Origin of the sequence: Terasakiella sediminum (genome assembly GCF_033100395.1) — a bacterium.
Classification (GTDB): Bacteria; Pseudomonadota; Alphaproteobacteria; order Rhodospirillales; family Terasakiellaceae; genus Terasakiella.
In genome coordinates, this window is record NZ_JAWLVJ010000002.1 from 178,797 (window position 1) to 197,709 (window position 18,913).

Here is an 18,913-nt window from a genome sequence, read left to right on the forward strand (position 1 = left end):
TTTTTTGCCTGGTTTAATCAGCAGCAATGACACCACGGCTCAGCTGGTCGCGTTCAATGGATTCAAACAGGGCTTTGAAATTACCTTCCCCGAACCCTTCATCTTTTTTGCGTTGAATAAATTCAAAGAAGACAGGTCCCATCAGGGTGTTTGAGAAAATCTGCAAGAGCAAACGCGGATCGTCATCCTTGGTGGATCCATCCAGCAGAATGCCACGACTTTGCAGTTCACCAACAGGTTCGCCATGACCGGGCAGGCGTTCGTCCAGCATTTCATAATAAGCATCAGGTGGGGCGGTCATAAAGGGCACGCCTTTTTCTTTCAGCTTGTCCCAGCAGGCGATCAGATCGTCACACAAAAGCGCAATGTGCTGGATGCCTTCTCCGTTAAATGCCATCAGATATTCTTCGATCTGGCCTGTGCCGCCCGTTGCTTCTTCATTGAGGGGGATACGAATTTTGCCATCCGGTGCGGTCATGGCTTTTGATTTCAGCCCGGTATATTCACCCTTGATGTCGAAATAACGCAGTTCTTTGAAATTGAACAGTTTCTCATAATAATTGGCCCAGAATTCCATACGACCGCGATAGACATTGTGGGTCAGGTGATCAATGACGTGGAAGCCGCATCCTTCCGGTTTGCGATCTACCCCTTCGATGAATTCGAAATCAATATCGTAAATGGATACGCCTTCTTCATAGCGATCAATCAGGTAGATCGGGGCACCACCAATACCTTTGATGGCAGGGAGTTTCAGCTCCATGGGGCCTGCCGGGATATCAATGGGTTGTGCACCCAGTTCTAGCGCGCGTGCGTAGGCTTTGTGAGAATCACGTACACGGAATGCCAGGCCACAGGGGGAGGGGCCATGTTCTTCGGCAAAATAGGCAGCCAGGCTTTTGGGTTCTTTATTCAGAATAAAATTGATATCGCCCTGACGATACAAATCCACGTCTTTTGAGCGATGTGTTGCGACTTTGGTAAAGCCCATCATTTCGAAAACAGGCTCGATTACGTTTGCTTCGGGTGCTGCGAATTCCACAAACTCAAAGCCTTCTAACCCCATTGGGTTTTCAAATAGATCAGTCATTTAGAGATCTCCGTTAATATGTCGTGAATGGTTGTAAAACAGCCATTCATGCAGGCGGGGACCCGGAAATTCCTCTGATGCTTTTTGAAAGCCACTGTGCGATGGTTAGATACACAATAATCCTCAGTTTCTAAATCTAATTCAGATAGTTTGGAGGAATTCCAAATTAATTTCAAGTGAAATAATTTCAAAAGAAACTAAATGCGCCTTATCGTTTATGTGGCATACAACCTTATTCAATCGCTGGATATTTTGAAATGCGACCCAATATAAGGTAGAACAGGGACTTCACTTCAGGAAGCATGTCGCATAAATGTCCAAGCAATATATTACATATGAACATCTGAGTCGCCTGCTGGATGCGGCCTCGCTGGTGTCTATTATCTCAACGGATATTGACGGGGTGATCACCGTATTTAACCCTGGTGCAGAACGGATGCTGGGATATTCTGCCGAAGAAATGGTGTGCAAGCAGACGCCTGCGATCATTCATTTGCTTGATGAAGTCATTGAACGCGGGGCAGAACTCACCGAACAATATGGTCGCCCTATCGAAGGGTTTGAGGTCTTCGTTGTCGAAGCTCTCCGCTGTGGCTATGAGGAACGCGAATGGACCTATATCTGTAAAGACGGAACGCACATTCAAGTCAATCTGGGTGTCACCCCCATCCGTGATGAAGAAGGGGAGTTGAAGGGCTATCTGGGGGTCGCAACCAATATCACTGAACGGGTAGCGGCCGAGAAAGCGGCCTTTGACGCAAAGGTGCTGGCCGATAAAGCCAATGCGGCCAAGACCCAGTTTTTATCGACCATGAGCCATGAAATCCGCACGCCGCTTAACGGCATTTTGGGGATTGCGAACCATTTGAACGACACGGTGCTGGATCAAACTCAGCGTAAATATGTGCAGACGATCTTGCATTCCGGTGATGTGTTACAAAGCATCCTGAACAATATTCTGGATATGGGAAAGATCGAAAGCGATCATCTGGAACTGGAATATGCCGATTTCGACCTGATTGAACTGGTCAATAGCGTAGTCGATAATGCGAGACATTCTATCAACGAAAGTAAGGTGAAACTCAGGACGGATATCACCGGGCTATCAACGCAGTTTTTTGTTGGCGATCAGTTGCGCATCTCTCAGGTGCTTTGGAATCTGGTCAGTAATGCGATTAAATTTACCCAGGAAGGCGAGATCAAAGTGACTGTTTCCGGGCGGGTTCTGGATGGGGGCGAGCGTGTACGTGTAAACCTTTCTGTTTCCGATACCGGGATCGGGATTGCTTCGGATAAACTGGACAGTATCTTTGAACCTTTCACGCAGGAAGATAATTCCATCAGCCGTAAGTATGGCGGCAGTGGGTTAGGGTTGTCCATCGTGAACAAACTCTGTTCATTGATGGAGGGGAGTTTGAAGGTTGAAAGCCAGCAGGAATGTGGCACCACCTTTGCCATGACATTTGATCTGGCGATCTCGCAAGCCTATTCACAGGCCTTGCCGTTCCAAAAAGGTAAAGAGAGTGAAAAAGATTTCGCCAAGCTGAACATCCTTGTAGCTGAAGATAATCACATAAATGCGCAAGTCATTATGAACTATCTGGACAAGCTCGGCTGCACCCATAATCTGGTCAAAACCGGCTGTGCGGCTGTGCAATCGGCAAGCGAACAGACCTACGATCTGATCTTGATGGATATTCAGATGCCGGAAATGGACGGGATCACGGCAACAAAGCTGATCCGGGAAAATGGCGGGGCGGAAATTCCCATTATCGCGCTGACAGCTGAAGCTTTTGAAGAACAGAAAAATACGTTCTTCAGTGTTGGCATCAACGATATCCTGACTAAACCCTATACGCGTGATCAATTGATTGCTGCGCTGGAGAAACATGCATTCATTGAGTAAAGCATATGCTTGAAATCCCAGGCTGACAATGATATCTCTTTGACAGGTAGTCAGGGCTGCCTTCCCGCAAAAGACGGTGTCACCCTTAATGATCTAACGAAATATAGATTAAATTTTCAAAATTACTTTTAAGTTGGCAAGCGGGTCTGTCGATAGATTTAGGAGTATTTTTGATCATGTATAGATCAATTGATGAACTGAAAATCCGTGCAAAAAAATTGCAAAAACGATTGAATGCTGGCGAGTCTGAAATCTTGTCTGCTTTTAAATTAGATGTGTCTGCCGCACAAGATCTAAGGCGTAAAACCTGTTTGAACCAAATTGCCAAACAGGTCGGATTTATCGATTGGAACCACGCCAAAATTACATTGTCGGGTATGTCGACACCGGACAGTGACATGGGTAAAATGTGGTATTCTGGTCAATGTACGGCTTTGTTAAATAACTGGTTTGCAGATTATGATGAGGCTCAAATTTATCTGGCAGAAAATCCTGATATGTATCTGCTCCCATATAAGCGCCAGTTTATGGTGGTGAAGGATGATTTCATCAAAGTGATTGGGCTTGATCAAGATTGCGATGAATATTGGAAAAAGGTTAATAACAATTTAGTCGCGGCTTATGGCAGCAATGCTTGGCATGAGCTTGTGTGGCGGCGCATTCAATCCTATTGAGTGCCATGACGCACGCGTTGCGTCATAATGGGTTTATGTCGAAGGATGGTTTTAACCCATTAGCCCACAGCGCGTCTGCGGGCTGACACTAGAAGAATATCGTCTCTCAAGCCAATTCGTGGACTTCCTTTTCTTTCTTTACCTTGGTGGTGAAGCTGTAGAGCAGTTCGTCCGTCTGTTGGTCGCGACCCTTCAGCACAATGTCGTAGCCCCAGAGCACTTTGAGATGTTTCAGCACCTCATCGCAGTAGGGTTCATGCAGTGTCACATCGTTTTTGATGCGATGGCGCAAATAGAGGGTGCGATTACCGCGCATATTCACATCGACGACCTGAATGTCCGGTTCTTGCAAGGACAGGTTATAGGTATCAGCCAAGGCGTTGCGCACATCGCGATAGCCTGCATTATTATGGATAGCGTTGACTTCCAGAGCAGACTTCCTCGCATCGTCATGAATGGAAAAGAGTCGCATTTTACGCATCAGATGGGGGCTGAGATATTGCAGGATGAAGCTTTCATCGCGGTAATTCGCCCAGGCGTCCAGCAAGGTGTCGCGCCATTCCCCATTGCCTGCAATGTCCGGGAACCATTCACGGTCTTCGTCGGTCGGGTCCATACACATGCGTTTGATATCCATCATCATGTTAAACCCAAGGGCATAAGGGTTGATGCCGTTGTAGCGGGGATCATCAAATTCCGGCTGGAAGACCACACTGGTATGGCTGTGGAGCATTTCCAGCATGGCCCCTTCGGTAATCAATCCCTTGTCATACAGGCGGTTGAAGATGGTGTAATGAACGAAGGTGGCGCAGCCTTCATTCATCACTTTGGTTTGTTTTTGCGGATAGAAATACTGCGAGATATTGCGCACGATCCGTAAAATTTCGCGTTCCCACGTTGACAGGATCGGGCTGTTCTTTTCCAGGAAATAAAGCAGATTCTCTTCCGGCAGTTTGAAGGTGTCGCGGCGTTTTTTCTTTTCGATCTCGTCTTCGGATGGTTCAGTGTCGTCTTCTTCATTGATGGGCACTGTGCGCCAGAGATCGTTATAGGTATGTTCTTCATATTCCTCGCGCTCTTTATTCTTTTTATGAAGCGCTTCTTTGGACAGTTTGGGTGGGCGGCGGTAGCGAAAGACGCCTTGATCCATCAAGGCATGGGCAGCATCCAGAATGTCTTCCACCCGTTCGCGGCCATGGCGTTCTTCGCATTTGGCGATATAGTCACGGGCAAAAGACAGATATTCCAGAATGCCTTCCGCATCGGTCCATTGCTGAAAAAGATAGTTGTTCTTAAAGAAATGGTTATGGCCGAAGGCAGCGTGCGCCATGACAAGGGTCTGCATCGCCATGGAACTGTCTTCCATATTATAGCTGATACAGGGACTGGAATTGATGACGATTTCATAGGCCAGACCTGAATAGCCGCGCCGATAACTATGTTCGTCCTGGACAAACCGTTTGCCGAACGACCAGTGTTTATACATCAACGGCAGACCAATGGCAGAATAAGCATCCAGCATTTGTTCAGACGATATGATCTCGATCTGATTGGGGTAGGTATCCAGATGCAGTTCTTCGCGCGCAATCTCTTCAATGGCGTCATAGGCCTTGGACATCAGATCAAATGTCCATTCGGACCTTTCAAAAAGGGGCTTTGTTTTTTTGCTCATTATGATACCCCGTTTATATCTTTGGCAAAGAGGTCGCGGAACACGCCATAGATGTCGCCGGGCTCAGAAATTTTGCCCATTTTAAACAGGGACCAGGCGTCGCGCACCTGACGGTATGACCGCCAGAGTGCGGAGCCTCCCTCACCATTACGTACAATGTCCATTTCGCGTTCATCAACCACTTCGATGTAAGTGTAATATTGTAAAAGCGGTAAAATATCGTCATTCAGCATCTTGATGCAGGCCTCGGAATCCCCATTGATATTGTCCCCGTCTGACACTTGTGCGCCATAGATGTTCCAGATATCTGCCGGATAACGTTTTTTCTGCACCTTGATCATTTCTTCCAATGCGCGACTGACGACTGTGCCACCACTTTCACGTCCGTAAAAGAAGGTTTCTTCATCCACTTCGGAAGCCACATGGGTGTGACGGATAAAGACAATCTCGGTATATTCATATTTGCGATCCAGAAACAGGTGGAGCAACAGGAAGAACCGTTTGGCCAGTTCTTTTTCCCGTTCCCCCATGGATCCGGATACATCCATCAGGCAGAACATGACGGCTTTGGAATTGGGTTGCGGCACTTTTTCAAAAGCGTGGTAGCGCACATCGATGGGATCAATAAAACCGACCACCTGGCGTTTGCGCATCAGCTTTTCAAGCTCGGCCTTTAATTCTTCCAGCCGTTCCTGCTGGCGCGGGCCCAGACGTTTTTTGGCTTCCAGTTCTGCAATTTTTGCTTCCAGCTCTTCAATCTCATCCTTTTTGGGGCGTTTCAAGGCCATGCGCCGGGCAAGGGATTGGCGCATGGTGCGCACAAGGGTGATGTTAGAAGTACTGCCCGTGGTGCGATAGCCTGCATGTTTGGTTTGGAAGTTCTTGGTATCGGTCAGGGATTTCTTGACAAGGGCGGGCAGTTCCAGATCTTCAAAAAACAGATCAAGGAATTCATCGCGCGTCAGGGTGAAGCTGAAATTATCTTCCCCACCGCCATCTTCGGACGCTTTCTTCCCCTGTCCCCCAGCCCCTTGTTGTGGGCGGTTGATGGTATCGCCGGGCACAAATTCTTTATTGCCCGGAAAGACCCGGTCTTTTTTGCCGGAACGCGGATCTTTTAAGAATTTGGGTTCTTCAATCCCTTTGGATGGAATGGTGATGGTTTCGCCACTGGCCAAATCTTTGATGCTGCGGTCTTTCAGCGATTTATTGACGACTTCCTTGATGCGGGCACGGGCACGGTGAACAAACCGTTGTCTGTTCCCCATGCTCTTGCCTTTTGGATTTTCGCGGCGGTCCACAAAATAGCGCATGTAGGCCCCCTTTCTTATCCGGCTTTATTGACGCGCATATACCATTCCACCAACCGACGGACTTGCCGTTCTGAATATCCATGTTCTTTCATGCGTTCGACGAACTCGCCATGTTTGGCTTCGGTCTCGCCATCTTTCTTCGATCCGAAACTGATGACCGGCAGCAAGTCTTCCACTTGATTGAACATATGTTTTTCAATGACATCGCGCAGTTTTTCATAAGATGCCCAGTTGGGGTTTTTGCCTTTGTTGTTGGCACGTGCACGCAGCACGAATTTGACCACTTCGTTGCGGAAATCTTTGGGGTTGGCGATGCCTGCTGGTTTTTCGATCTTGGACAATTCCCCATCCAGAATTTCGCGTTCAAACATCTGGCCTGTATCCGGGTCTTTGAAATCCTGTTCTTCAATCCAGGCATCTGCATAGGCGATGTAACGGTCAAACAGGTTTTGCCCATATTCGGAATAGGATTCCAGATAGGCACGTTGAATTTCATTACCGATAAATTCAGCATAGCGCGGGGCCAGTTCGGATTTGATGAAATCCAGATATTCTTCTTCCTGTTCTTTCGGGAATTGTTCGCGCTTGATCGCCATTTCCAGCACATACATCAGATGAACTGGATCGGCAGCAATCTCTGCGGTGTCATAGTTGAAAGTTTGAGACAGCACCTTAAAGGCAAAGCGGGTGGAAATCCCGGTCATGCCTTCATCCACGCCTGCCATATCGCGATATTCCTGCACGCTTCTGGCTTTCGGGTCGGTATCTTTCAGGTTTTCCCCGTCATAGACCCGCATTTTGGAAAATAGGGTGGAATTATCATGGGCTTTAAGCCGTGTCAGGACCGAGAACTGAGCCATCAGACGCAAGGTTTCTGGTGCGCAGGTGGCTTCATTGAGCTTGGAAGACTGCAGCAGTTTTTCATAGATTTTGGTTTCTTCACTGACCCGCAGACAGTAAGGCACCTTAACGATGCAAATCCGATCCAGGAAGGCTTCGTTGTTTTTGTTGTTTTTAAACTGGGTCCATTCACTTTCATTCGAATGGGCAAGCACGATCCCCTGATAAGGAAACGCCCCAAAACTTTCGGTGCCCAGATAGTTTTCTTCCTGTGTCGCGGTCAACAGCGGGTGCAGAACCTTGATCGGGGCCTTGAACATTTCGACAAATTCCATGATGCCTTGGGTGGTGCGGTTTAGGCCGCCACTAAAGCTATAGGCGTCGGGGTCATGTTGACTGAAATGTTCGAGTTGGCGGATATCGACTTTACCGACAAGGGTAGAGATATCCTGGTTGTTTTCGTCGCCCGGTTCCACCTTGGCGACACAGCGTTGATGCAGCTTGGACGGCATCAGGCGCACCACGCTGAATTTTGAAATGTCGCCATCAAATTCCTGCATCCGCTTGGACGCCCAGGGCGACATCAGGCCGCTTAGGCGACGTCGGGCGATATTATATTTATCTTCAAACAGATCACCGAATTTGGATGGATTGAACAGACCAAGGGGGGATTCAAAGACCGGACTGATGGCATTACCCGCTTTTAAAACGTAAATCGGGCATTCTTCCATCAGGCTTTTCAGCCGTTCTGCAATGGATGATTTACCACCGCCCACAGGCCCAAGCAGATAAAGCACCTGTTTTCTTTCTTCCAGGCCTTGTGCTGCATAATTGAAATATCCGGCGATCCGTTCAATCGTATCTTCCATCCCGTAAAAATCTTTGAAAGAGGGATAGATTTTAAGCGTTCGATTTTGGTATATCCGGCCCAGAACAGGGTCGTTATTCGTGTCTAAAAATTCCGGTTCGCCCATGGCATGAACCATACGTTCAGGCGCGGTGGCGAACATCATTTTGTCTTCGCGACAGCCCAGCAGATATTCCTGCAGGGACATCTCTTCCTGGCGTTCTTTAGCATAAATTTCCGAATATAGATCAAACACTTCCATATCAGGCTCCTTTTCTCGGCGTGAACCGTTTTTCGATGGGCCTAGTCGAACGCTTGCACGCCTCATTTCCTCGGTATGTTCTTTTATATAAGTGAGGCTGAATTTTTGTATTTCAATGTCAGAAATGGAAATTTATCGAATAAAATCATCACTTTTTCGCGAGTGTGTGATGGCTACTCTGGTATTATATTTTGAAAAGGTTGTCCTACTTGTGATTTAAAAGTGCAAGGTACGCTTCCCATATGGCTGATCTGGCCTATATTCAAACGGTTGTGCATCGCATATAAAGTGCGTAGAATCGCATCTGTTCTCTATCTTATTTCTTGGTTTTAAATGAATTCTCTTGGCGCATTTCTGTTGGGCGTGATTGCAATGGCGGGGTTGGCTATCCCGGCCATCGTCTGGCTGTGGCGTAAAGACAAGGCGGCTATTGAAGAACGTGAGAAACTCGGTCAGCAGATTATTCAGTTGCAGGAAGTACTGGTCGGCATGCCCGATGGGCTTTATCGCTGGAATGTGGTCAATGGGGTGGAAAATTGTTCTGCCCGTATGGCTGTGATGCTGGATCTCGCCAAGGGTACGCAGTCACGATATGGTGAAATCTTGCAGTGTTTTGATGATGACGCGGCGCGCACGCTGGATGGATCGGTTAATCAGCTTCACCGCGAAGGTCTAAGTTTTGATCTGATCCTGCCTCTAAAAGGTGGGGATGACCGGGTGGTGCAGGCAGTTGGCCAACGGGTCTTGAGCGAAGACGGCCAACCGTTGGTGGATTTGCTGTGGATGCGTCTGGCAAATGAAGCCGTGGTTGCCAATGGCCCTATGGCGAAATCCTTAAACGTCATGACCCATGAACGTAATCGTCTTCTTTCTGTTTTGGATGCTTTGCCTTTACCTATCTGGATGCGTGATGCAGCCGGACATATAATTTATCGCAATGCTGCCGCCCCAGATGGGGATCACAGTCAGACCATCGCCCAACGCGCGATGGAAGCCGGGCGGGAAGTGCGCGAACGTCTAAGTCTGCCTGTGGGGCAGGATGCGCATTTGTTTGAAGTCTGTGAAATCCCACTGGCAGGGGGGGAAGGCTTTATTGGTCTGGCTGATGACGTTTCTTCCACCGAAGCGCAGATTGAGGTCGCCAAACGTGGCGAAAGCCTGTTGCGCGCTGCCCTTGAAAATCTGGTTACCGCCATCGCAATCTTTAACGGCGATACCCGGCTTAGCTTTTATAACACCGCGTATGCAAGACTATGGGGGTTGGATCCGCGCTGGCTGGATAGTCATCCGTCATATGGGGAAATTCTGGATCGCCTGCGCGAAACACGGAAACTACCGGAATATGCCAACTTCAAAGCGTTCCGTCAGGAACAGCTGGCTCTGTTTGTTGAACTGGAACGCCCCGAAGAAAGCAGTCTGCATTTACCGGATAATTCGACCCTGCGTGCCATTGTCAGTCCACACCCGGTCAGTGGTCTGGTCATGACTTTTGAAGATGTCAGTGATACATTGGCACTTGAAAGTTCCAACAAAGCCTTGGCCGCCGTTCAACGTGAAACGCTGGACAATCTGTTTGAAGGGGTCGTGGTGTTTGGCCCGGATGGTAAGGTCCGTCTGTTTAATCCAGCCTTTGCAAATATCTGGCAATTGTCCCACGAATTCCTATCCGGTGCCCCGCGCATCACGACCGTGGTGGAACAATGTAAGGATTTTTATCAGGGCGTCGAGGACTGGGCGAGTTTTAAAGAACAACTGGTTGCGCGCATCATGATGCGTGAACCCAACTCCCAACGTTTGATGCGCAGTGATGGCTCCATCCTTGAATTTGCCTCCGTTCCCTTGCCTGATGGCGGATCGCTTTTGTCCTATCTGGATGTGACCGACAGTGCAGTGGTGGAACAGGCCTTGCGCGAACGATCGGACGCGCAGCATGAAGCAGACGTGTTGAAATCCGAATTTATTGCCAATGTGTCTTATGAAATCAGAACGCCACTGACCACCCTTGTGGGCTTTGCTGATTTGCTGTGTGAAGAATATTTTGGCGAGCTGAACAAGCGCCAGATGGAATATGCCCAAGGGATTCAGAAAAGTGCGGGTCAGCTCAGCACATTGGTATCTGACATTCTTGATCTGGCAACGATTGAGGCTGGGCAGGTCGCCCTGGAACTGGATAATATTGATGTTCAGACAATGATGGTGAGCGTCCTTTCTCTGGTGAAAGAAAGTGCCAAACGTAATCGAATCGCGCTTGATTTTGAATGTCCGCAGGATATCGGCTGGATCACGGCGGATGAAAAAAGGCTCAAGCAGGTCATGTTCAACTTGCTTACCAACGCCATTCGCTATACACCGCCGGGAGGAAGCGTGACCTTAAGTGCGTTCAGGGAAAATGATCAGTTGATCTTTAGTGTGGGCGATACCGGGCAGGGCATTGCACGTGCCGATCAGGATCGTATCTTCGGAAGTTTTGAGCGTGGCGAAACCCATGGCACGGGTGAAGGCGGGGCTGGTCTTGGTTTGACACTGGTGAAACGCTTTATTGAATTACATGGCGGGACGGTGACACTTGATTCCATTCCGCAGAAAGGAACCGTGGTGACGTGCCGACTGCCACTAAAGGGAAATTGAGATGACTGAATTGAACATCGAAGAAGTTGCTGAAAAGCTGGCTGGCATTCGCGATATCATTATTGATCGCGAAGGTGAAGACGTTCAGGATCAGTTTGAGGTTGGCCCTTATATTTTGATTGTGAATATCGACGGCAGCGGCTATAGCGAGGATGAAGAGGTATTCACCCTGATCCAGGTGGAAAAGGGGCCGATGGGGATGGAAACGCTTCTGGCCTGTGCGGTTGAAAATGAAGACGGTGACAGTTATGTCATCTGCGGGGAAGATGATGACCTGCTGGATCAGTTGGAAGGTGCGCGTGAAATGGCCTACCGTCACTGGCACTGGCTTGATTTGCCAAACGTACTGCCCGGCACCGAAATAGAAGATGATGAAGACGATTTAGACGATGACGATAATTTCTAAAGACTACAAATTTTACGCAGGGTTTCTGCGTTTTGTCGCGAACAAGACGGACAAAAGCGATGTTACAGTCAATGCAATGATGGCAGAACTGGCACAAGCGGCAGACCAATTGGACCATGGCAGTACCTTTACCTTGCTGGCAAGTCGCGCGCAGGCGGCGTCGCGCGGCTTTGCAGGGGTTGCGCAATTTTTGCAGCACCGCATCCTGCCAGAAGCTCAGGCTCATGGGGATCAAAATGCGTTGAGCCAGCTGGAATGGGCGGTGGCGGCATCGCTGCAAATTGGTCGCGCCATGATCCTGCATCTGGATGATGTGGAACCTGAAAAGATGGCTACAGCCTTTATTGAAATTCAGATGCCACCCCTTGATCGGGTGCCGGGTCTGCAGGAAGAAACTGACAAACCGACATTGCATTAATTGGCCCTATGGTTCATAGTATGGAAAACATACAAATGGGGCAGACAGGTTGATGTCGGATATTCTTTGCGAAGACACATTGAATGAATTGGTCGAACAAGTGGGCAGCGAACTTGTTGAAACGCTTCTCGGTGATTTGGCCGATGACGCAGGCGGACGTGTAACACGCATGCAGGACCTGCTGGCACAGGGTGAAATGGATGAATTGCGCAAGGAAGCTCATACGCTGAAGTCATCTTCCGGTACGCTTGGTCTGAAAGTCGTTTCTGAAAATGCAGCGATTATTGAACGCAAGCTTGTTACTGGCGAAGGCCCGGATGTGGCACCGATCGTTCCCACCCTTCCAGCTTTGCTGGAAGAAGGTCTGGCTGCGGCGAACGCCTGGATTGCCGGGAAATAATCTTAACTTCTATTTCTTGCCCGCATTTTTGGGATTGTGGATCTGGTCGTGATTGACCACGTCCCAGCTCATGCCTTCGTTGCGGAAAATCCGTTTGTTTAGACGGGTATAATCAGCCACATCATGGTCCAGACGCTGACCAACCACGATGCATTTTAAGGTTTCTTTCCCTGTATTCACCATTGTATGAGGCAGACCGCCTGCGCGGTACCCAATAAAATCACCGGGGCCGATATCGTGGGGTTCTTCATCAATAATGACCTGGCCTGTGCCTTCCAGAATGTAAGTACATTCATCTTCAAAATAATGCACATGGCATTCAGTGGATTCCCGGCCCGGTTCCAGCTCAATAATATGAAAGCCCAGACCTTTAAGGCCTGTCAGGTCGCCTAAAGATTTATTTGTGCGAACGGCATTATCGTTCAGGAAATGGGTCTTTTGCAGCCCTTCCATCGCGTCGATTTCTGCTTTTTTGATGATGTATTTATCCATTGTCTAGCGCCCAGTCGATTGCTTTTTCTACATGAATTTGTGTGGTGTCATAAAGGGGTACATCCGTTTGATCCTGCTGCACGAGCAATGCGATTTCGGTGCAGCCCAGAATGACCGCCTCACAGCCTTCTTCGGCCATATCCTCGATGATGGCGAGGTAAAGTTTGCGGGAATCTTCCTTGATCTCACCCAGGCAGAGTTCATCATAAATGATCTGATGGACCCATTCGCGTTGGGCTTCATCTGGGACCATGACTTCAATCCCATGATGCTGGGTCAGATACCCTTTGTAGAAATCCTGTTCCATGGTGAACTTGGTGCCCAAAAGACCGACACGTTTGATACCGTCTTCTTTAAGCTTCTGCCCCGTCGCATCGGCAATATGCAACAGCGGAATGGTCAGGGCCTCTTCAATCGCAGGGGCCACTTTATGCATGGTGTTGGTGCAGATCATCAGGAAATCCGCACCGGATTTTTCAACACCGACGGCGGCTTCTGTCAGGATTTTTGCAGTTTTATCCCAATCCCCTGCGTGTTGCAGTTTTTCAATCTCTGCAAAATCTACACTATGCAGGCTGATGCGTGCGGAATGCAGGCCGCCCAGACGGTCCTTAACCCCTTTGTTCAGCCCTTTGTAATAGCTTTGTGTAGATTCCCAGCTCATCCCGCCGAGCATGCCGATACATTTCATTTATGTCATCTCCGCCAAAGCTTTATCAAAGCGGTTGAAGAGTTCTTCCAGATCACCCTGTTCACTGATCAGTGGGGGACAGAAGGCAATACAGTCACCGGGCATGGCGCGCAGGATGACACCATGATTTTCACATTTTTTAACCAGCGTTGGTCCCATGGCTTGCGCCGGGTCAAACGGTGTTTTGGTCGCTTTATCCGCTGACAGTTCAAGCGCCCCGATCAGTCCGACGCCACGCACTTCGCCGACCAGCGGATGGTTGGCATAGGATTGCAGGCGATCCTGAAAATAAGGACTGACGGCATTAACCTGACCCAAAATGTCACGTTCTTCATAGATATTCAGCACTTCAAGGGCAACGGCGCAAGGCACCGGATGCCCACCATAGGTCAGGCCATGACCGAAGACACCCAGTTCATGACTGCGTTCTTTCACCGTTTGATAAAGGTGGTCCGAAACCATCAGTGCTGATATGGGAAGATAGCCCGATGACATCTGTTTTGCCAGTGTCATCATGTCCGGCTTTGCCCCCAGCAGTTCAGATCCAAACATTTTACCTGTACGGCCAAAGCCACAGATGACTTCGTCAGCGATTAACAGGATATCGTATTTCTTAAGAACAGCCTGAATTTTCGGGAAGTAATCTTTTGGTGGCAGGATCACACCGCCCGCGCCCTGGATGGGTTCTGCAAACATCGCCCCGATGGTCTCTGCGCCTTCTGCGATGATCAACTCTTCCAGTTCTTCAGCCATGCGGGTGGCGAAGTCTTCTTCGCTTTCCCCATCTTTGCCATAGCGATAATAATGCGGGCAGTTGGTCTGAAGGATGCGTTCACTCGCGGGCAGGTCAAACCCGTTTTGGGCATAGGCCAGCCCGGTCATGCTGCCAGCAGCAATGGTGACGCCGTGATATGCTTTGTTGCGCGCGATAATCTTCTTTTTTTCCGGCTTGCCGCGTGCATTGTTATAATACCAGACCAGCTTTATGGCGGTATCGTTGGCTTCAGACCCTGAATTACAGAACAACGCGCGGTCTAGTCCCTCTGGTGTCACTTCGACCAGCTTTTGCGACAGTTTGGCCGTGATGTCCGGCACTTTGCTGGAGAAACTGTGATAAAACGGCAGGGTTTCCATCTGCTTTTGCGCAGCCGCCACAAGACGCGGTTCACTGAAACCCAGCGACGCACACCATAGACCGGATAGTCCTTCGATATATTCCTTGCCGTCTTCACCATAAACGCGCACACCGTCCCCCCGGCTGATCACCAAAGGGCCTTGTTCTTCATGAACTTTCAGATTGGTATAAGGGTGTAGATGATAGGTCGTATCAATGGCAGAGGTGGAATTTGGCTTGAAGGACATGGATTGATCCAGACGTTTGAAATGTTCTTGTTAATTTGATCAAACGGTATTCTGGGCACAGCGTCAAGCCGAGAATTGTCACCATTCAATTGTGGGCATTTCTACCAAGCGCACCTGTCCCGCAAAAAGGGCCTTATCCTGCAGGGTCAGGGGGAGGCTGATGGTTGACGGACCACCACTTGTCGCAGGTTTGGCGAGACCACCCAGAACGACTTTTGCCATACTGGCGTTGGGGCCACGGATAATCCCGACACGGCGCATGCGCTCCACCGTTTCAAAGAAGCCTTTTATGCGGGCGGTAAAGGCACCGACGGGTTGTAATTCTCCATCCAGGGCGATTGTGCCATTCCCCTGTAAAGACAAGGTTCCATAAGACAGCTGAACACGTTTGGCTTCCAGTGTGCCACCTGCATCGCGCCATGTTTCAAGATCGTTTGTTGTAAGTCCGGACTGGGCAAAATTCTGATCGAAATAGCCGCGCAAAACCACTTCATCCAGTTTACGCCCCAGCCCCGCAATGCTGACAGGCAGGGTGATATTTGATCCTTGGAGGTTATAATCATAATTGCCGCTGGAAAGGCGCTCACCGCCTAGGCTGAAGTCTTTGATAACAAAGCCGCGCCCTGTTGTCTGTGGTTCCAGGTTCAGGTCTTTTACCTTAACGTCCAGATGATCTGGCAATCCGTCAGACATCCAGTCCAGTTCAATATTGAATTCTTTCGCTGTTCCGTTGAAGCTGACTTTGCCGGAACGGAAACTCTGTTGTTTGGCGAGGTTAATCTTCAAGGTGCGCAGAGACCACGGCAAAGGCACAACCGAGAAATCAACCGTGCGATGGGACCAGATCCATGGGCGTTTGCCCTGATCGTCTTTAGGCGGGGCAAAGGTGACGCCGCTTAAGGTCGCTTTGACACTAAAGGGAAAGCCGCTGATACGGGCTTTCTTTTCATCAAAGCTTGCAAGGTACCCTTCCGCCTTTCGTGCTTCAAACCAGTCCTGCACGCCAGAGCGCAAGCTCATGGAGGTGACAAACCATGCGATCACGTAAAGAACGATCAGGACGGTCAGGATCAGCAAACCGGTCATGGAATAACGTCCCGCACGTACGAGCAATGGTTCCTTATAGGTCATTGCCGGGTGTTTTTTGATGGGATGGGGGACGCGCGCCATGGGTGCTAAAGCTCTTCGCTGAAAGAAATTTTTAGATGTTATAACCGACATTTATCCATCCGCCAATGAACATTGGTTGACGAATGTAAATAGATGTTCCAAATAACAAGCATGAATGAAATTCGCCATGAACAGAAAAGCGGTCTGGAAATCCCGACAAGTGCGCCCAAAGGCTCGCTCATTCGCGGGATGGAGGTCATCAAGGGCTATCTCAAGACGCTGGAAGCCAAGCCTGGCGTCTATCGCATGTTCAATGAAAAGGGCGATGTGCTTTATGTGGGCAAGGCCAAATACCTGAATAAACGGGTGGCGAATTACACCACGCCGCAGCGCCTGACCATCCGTATTCAGCGCATGGTGTCGGAAACCCATGCCATGGAATTCATCACCACCCATACCGAAGCTGAAGCGTTGCTTTTAGAAGCCAATCTGATCAAGAAGCTGAAGCCGCGCTATAATATTCTGCTGCGTGACGACAAATCCTTTCCGATGATTTTGGTAACGGGGGATCATGACTTTCCGCAAGTGCTGAAACATCGCGGGGCCAAGAACCGGAAAGGCAAATATTTTGGCCCCTTTGCCTCGGCCTGGGCGGTGAATGAAACGTTGAATACCTTACAGCGTGCCTTCCTGTTGCGTCCTTGTTCGGACAGTATCTTTTCTGCGCGCACGCGTCCTTGTTTGCAGTATCAGATCAAACGTTGCAGTGCACCTTGCGTGGATCGGATTTCGCAAAAGGAATATGGCGTACTGGTGAAAGAGGCTGAACGTTTTCTGCGTGGCGATAGCAAAGGCTTGCAGGAAGAACTGGCCGAGAAAATGGCGATTGCCAGTGAGGAATTGGAATTCGAAGAAGCCGCCATGTATCGTGATCGCATCAACGCCATGGCGCGCATTCAACAAAAGCAGGATATCAATGTGGCCGGTCTGGAAGAAGCTGATGTGATCGCCGGATATCAGGAAGGCGGACAAACCTGTGTGCAGGTGTTTTTCTTCCGCGCCGGGGCCAATTTTGGTAACCGGGCTTATTATCCCAGCCACGGATCGAAAGAAGAACTGCCGGATATTATCGAAGCTTTCATGGGGCAGTTCTATGCGGATAAGCATCCGCCCAAGAACATCTTGGTCAGTCACGATCTGACCGGACTTGCCATTTTGCAGGAAGCCTTAAGCGTGAAGGCAGAACGCAAAGTGCAGGTACAGTGCCCGAAGCGGGGCGATAAAACCAAGCTGATTTCGCATGCGCTGAACAATGCTCGTGAAGCCTTAAGCCGTCGCATGGCGGAAAGTGCCTCCCAACGCAAACTGTTGAAAGAGCTGGCGCGCGTTCTGCAGATGGAAAATATGCCGGAACGGGTTGAAGTCTACGATAACTCCCACACCCAAGGGACCAATTCGGTCGGGGCGATGATTGCTGCCGGGCCGGAAGGGTTTATCAAGAACGCCTATCGTAAATTCAACATCAAGACGGCGCAAAGCGATGATGATTACGCCATGATGCGCGAAGTCCTGAGCCGACGATTGACCCGTGCCATGAAAGAAGACCCGGATAAGGAAAAGGGACAATGGCCGGACCTGATCATTGTTGATGGCGGCATGGGGCAATTGAATGTGGCGGTTGAGGTTTTTGAAGAACTGGGCATTGATGATGTGACACTGGCCGGGATTTCAAAAGGGCCGGATCGAAATGCCGGGTTTGATAAAATTGTGGTGCCGGGCCAGGACCCGTTCCAGTTGGGTCATACGGATCCTGTGAACCATTTCATCCAACGCCTGCGCGATGAAGCCCATCGTTTTGCCATCGGCACACATCGGGCCAAGCGCGGTAAGGCAGTGAAACAGTCCATTCTGGATAATATCGGTGGGATCGGGGCAAAACGTAAAAAAGCTTTGCTGCATCACTTTGGGTCAGCAAAGGCCGTGGCCCAGGCCGGGTTAACGGACTTGGAAAATGTCGATGGCATCAGCAAGTCCATCGCCAAGACCATCTACGATCATTTTCATGAATAATTAAAAGAGGCCATGTCCGGAGGTGAAGTCCAGCTGGACATCCGGGGTTTGTTTGATGGTGCGGATGTGATTGAAATCCACCTTGGATTTCCATGACCAATAGAGCCAGAGTTCACGTTTTTCAATGGGAACTGTTTTGGCAAAAGAATCAATAGACAGTTTCAGTGTTTCAATGGATTCCAGAACGCGGAAATCGGCTGTCACCAGGGCATCAACCCGTTTACCCAACAACAGGCGCATGCCGTCTTCATGTTTATTGAATTGATGGTAGTGCAAATCAGGAATGGCCGATAACGATTTGATCCCGGCACCACCACGGATGCGCGCGATGGTCTTACCCGATAATTGATCAAGGGAGGTGATCGGCGTTTCTTTTAAAGAGACCACCACATAAACCGCATCCCCGATTTTTAGAACTGGCATGGCCATCTGGTTACGTTTCGGGCTTTCCATAAAGACACCGAAGTCGGCCGCCCCTTCTTTGGTCATGGCAACAGCGCGTTTAAAGGGAACGACCCTTTTTTCAAAGGTGAGCCCAGCGTGCGATTCGATTTTGTTTAAAGCCTCAATCAAGGGACCATGCCAGCCATTTGTGTCTGATCTTTTCACCAGTTGGCTGATGTGCGGGACGGCAACTTTGACTGATTGCGCGTTATCCTGTGCCTGGCTTTCTGAGGAAAAACCGACCAGGAATAATCCAATAACGAATATGTTTATTATTTTGGACATCAT

Annotated in this window: 16 protein-coding genes; 7 read left to right on the top strand and 9 right to left on the bottom strand. The window is 49.3% G+C overall.

The annotated features are described in order from the left end of the window. Window positions 1–13 precede the first annotated feature (13 nt). A complete protein-coding gene (hppD, locus tag RYZ26_RS02155; RefSeq protein WP_317681495.1) occupies window positions 14–1,090 on the bottom strand; it encodes a 4-hydroxyphenylpyruvate dioxygenase in 1,077 nt (358 codons plus the stop codon). A gap of 313 nt (window positions 1,091–1,403) precedes the next feature. On the opposite strand from hppD, the gene RYZ26_RS02160 reads away from it, so the two are divergent. Both RYZ26_RS02160 and RYZ26_RS02165 read left to right on the top strand, forming a co-directional pair. Continuing rightward, entirely contained in the window at window positions 1,404–2,996 is a 1,593-nt protein-coding gene (locus tag RYZ26_RS02160; protein ID WP_317681496.1) for an ATP-binding protein, read from the top strand. A gap of 176 nt (window positions 2,997–3,172) precedes the next feature. Then, window positions 3,173–3,670: a hypothetical protein gene (locus RYZ26_RS02165; RefSeq protein WP_317681497.1), complete on the top strand. Its 498-nt coding sequence runs from the start codon at window positions 3,173–3,175 to the stop codon at window positions 3,668–3,670. A gap of 106 nt (window positions 3,671–3,776) precedes the next feature. On the opposite strand, the gene RYZ26_RS02170 is transcribed toward RYZ26_RS02165, so the two are convergent. Genes RYZ26_RS02170 through RYZ26_RS02180 form a run of 3 tightly spaced genes read right to left on the bottom strand, consistent with a single transcriptional unit; the run spans window position 3,777 to window position 8,604 of the window. After that, window positions 3,777–5,342 (bottom strand): SpoVR family protein, encoded by a 1,566-nt coding sequence (locus tag RYZ26_RS02170; RefSeq protein WP_317681498.1) that lies wholly within the window; start codon window positions 5,340–5,342, stop codon window positions 3,777–3,779. Continuing rightward, window positions 5,342–6,655 (bottom strand): YeaH/YhbH family protein, encoded by a 1,314-nt coding sequence (locus RYZ26_RS02175; RefSeq protein ID WP_317681499.1) that lies wholly within the window; start codon window positions 6,653–6,655, stop codon window positions 5,342–5,344. Before RYZ26_RS02175 ends, RYZ26_RS02170 begins: the two co-directional genes overlap by 1 nt. 14 nt (window positions 6,656–6,669) lie before the next feature. Then, entirely contained in the window at window positions 6,670–8,604 is a 1,935-nt protein-coding gene (locus tag RYZ26_RS02180) for a PrkA family serine protein kinase (RefSeq protein ID WP_317681500.1), read from the bottom strand. A 333-nt stretch (window positions 8,605–8,937) separates the two neighbouring features. On the opposite strand from RYZ26_RS02180, the gene RYZ26_RS02185 reads away from it, so the two are divergent. The 4 genes from RYZ26_RS02185 to RYZ26_RS02200 are packed head-to-tail and all read left to right on the top strand — an operon-like array spanning window position 8,938 to window position 12,456. Next, a complete protein-coding gene (locus tag RYZ26_RS02185) occupies window positions 8,938–11,232 on the top strand; it encodes a sensor histidine kinase (RefSeq protein WP_317681501.1) in 2,295 nt (764 codons plus the stop codon). A 1-nt stretch (window position 11,233) separates the two neighbouring features. Further along, window positions 11,234–11,638: a hypothetical protein gene (locus RYZ26_RS02190; protein WP_317681502.1), complete on the top strand. Its 405-nt coding sequence runs from the start codon at window positions 11,234–11,236 to the stop codon at window positions 11,636–11,638. Further along, window positions 11,622–12,056: a hypothetical protein gene (locus RYZ26_RS02195; RefSeq protein ID WP_317681503.1), complete on the top strand. Its 435-nt coding sequence runs from the start codon at window positions 11,622–11,624 to the stop codon at window positions 12,054–12,056. The genes RYZ26_RS02190 and RYZ26_RS02195 overlap by 17 nt, the downstream gene beginning before the upstream one ends. A gap of 52 nt (window positions 12,057–12,108) precedes the next feature. After that, the gene (locus RYZ26_RS02200) at window positions 12,109–12,456 is read left to right on the top strand and encodes an Hpt domain-containing protein (RefSeq protein ID WP_317681504.1); all 348 of its coding nucleotides are present in this window, start codon (window positions 12,109–12,111) and stop codon (window positions 12,454–12,456) included. Between the two features lie 9 nt (window positions 12,457–12,465). Here RYZ26_RS02200 and RYZ26_RS02205 read toward each other — a convergent pair whose 3' ends face one another. The 4 genes from RYZ26_RS02205 to RYZ26_RS02220 all read right to left on the bottom strand — a co-directional run bounded on the left by RYZ26_RS02205 (window position 12,466) and on the right by RYZ26_RS02220 (window position 16,171). Next, window positions 12,466–12,948 carry a cupin domain-containing protein gene (locus RYZ26_RS02205; protein ID WP_317681505.1) on the bottom strand — a complete coding sequence of 161 codons (483 nt, stop codon included), beginning with the start codon at window positions 12,946–12,948 and terminating at the stop codon, window positions 12,466–12,468. After that, entirely contained in the window at window positions 12,941–13,639 is a 699-nt protein-coding gene (locus tag RYZ26_RS02210; protein WP_317681506.1) for an aspartate/glutamate racemase family protein, read from the bottom strand. Before RYZ26_RS02210 ends, RYZ26_RS02205 begins: the two co-directional genes overlap by 8 nt. Continuing rightward, window positions 13,640–15,001 (bottom strand): aminotransferase, encoded by a 1,362-nt coding sequence (locus RYZ26_RS02215; RefSeq protein ID WP_317681507.1) that lies wholly within the window; start codon window positions 14,999–15,001, stop codon window positions 13,640–13,642. It abuts the gene before it with no gap. A gap of 78 nt (window positions 15,002–15,079) precedes the next feature. Beyond that, the gene (locus tag RYZ26_RS02220; RefSeq protein WP_317681508.1) at window positions 15,080–16,171 is read right to left on the bottom strand and encodes a DUF2125 domain-containing protein; all 1,092 of its coding nucleotides are present in this window, start codon (window positions 16,169–16,171) and stop codon (window positions 15,080–15,082) included. 189 nt (window positions 16,172–16,360) lie between these two features. On the opposite strand from RYZ26_RS02220, the gene uvrC reads away from it, so the two are divergent. Then, window positions 16,361–18,181, top strand: a complete 1,821-nt coding sequence (gene uvrC, locus RYZ26_RS02225; protein ID WP_317681563.1) for an excinuclease ABC subunit UvrC — start codon at window positions 16,361–16,363, stop codon at window positions 18,179–18,181. Here uvrC and RYZ26_RS02230 read toward each other — a convergent pair whose 3' ends face one another. Next, window positions 18,182–18,910, bottom strand: coding sequence for a substrate-binding periplasmic protein (locus RYZ26_RS02230; protein ID WP_317681509.1), 729 nt, complete (start codon window positions 18,908–18,910; stop codon window positions 18,182–18,184). Between the last annotated feature and the right edge of the window lie 3 nt (window positions 18,911–18,913).